The 568-nt window shown below is 31.9% G+C and carries 1 protein-coding gene; it reads right to left on the bottom strand.

The annotated features are described in order from the left end of the window. Positions 1 to 59 precede the first annotated feature (59 nt). On the bottom strand, positions 60 to 389 hold the full coding sequence (locus ACOMCU_RS28280) for an ETX/MTX2 family pore-forming toxin (protein WP_421052316.1): 330 nt from the start codon (positions 387 to 389) through the stop codon (positions 60 to 62). Positions 390 to 568 lie beyond the last annotated feature (179 nt).

The following is a 568-nucleotide window of genomic DNA, read 5'->3' as shown; positions in this document are numbered from 1 at the left end:
AAGCACGCTCCTTTAAATTGGTAGTCTAAGTGTACTAGCCCTTATTTTTTATGTCCAACTTAGTGTAGCCGATTCACATTATATGTGTACCCTTCATCTGCTACTTTCCCTTTTGTATTCACAGGGTTTACCGTGACGGAAGATGTAGTTCCATATTTTGCTTCATACTTACCAGATCCTATTAAATTAATTGTTTCCCCATCTGAATTAGGAGAAATATTTTTTAAATTCTCTTGTGAAACCACCCCTGCAATTTCATTCAATTTCATATTATCGTAAAAATCTATATTAGGATATTGAGGAAAATTATAATATGGCTTAGCCGTCACAGTACCTGACGCATTTGCCAAAAGTTTTACATCCCCGTTCATTTTAGCCGTATTTAATATTACAATTGTAGCTTCGGAATAAAGATTGATTAAAAAATATCCCTCAATCCTTATCTAATAGCAACTTCAAAAACTCCATTTTGAAAAAAGATTGATCAAAATGGAGTTACTCTTTTTAGATAAGTATGAGATTTTTATAAAAAAGTCTGATCATTTTTCAGCTATGTTGTTCAACAATT

The sequence above is a fragment of the Lysinibacillus sp. UGB7 genome, assembly GCF_049058285.1.
Lineage (GTDB): Bacteria > Bacillota > Bacilli > Bacillales_A > Planococcaceae > Lysinibacillus > Lysinibacillus sphaericus_B.
The sequence above is the reverse complement of the archived record's forward strand: the minus strand, read 5'-3'. Positions and strand labels throughout refer to the sequence as shown.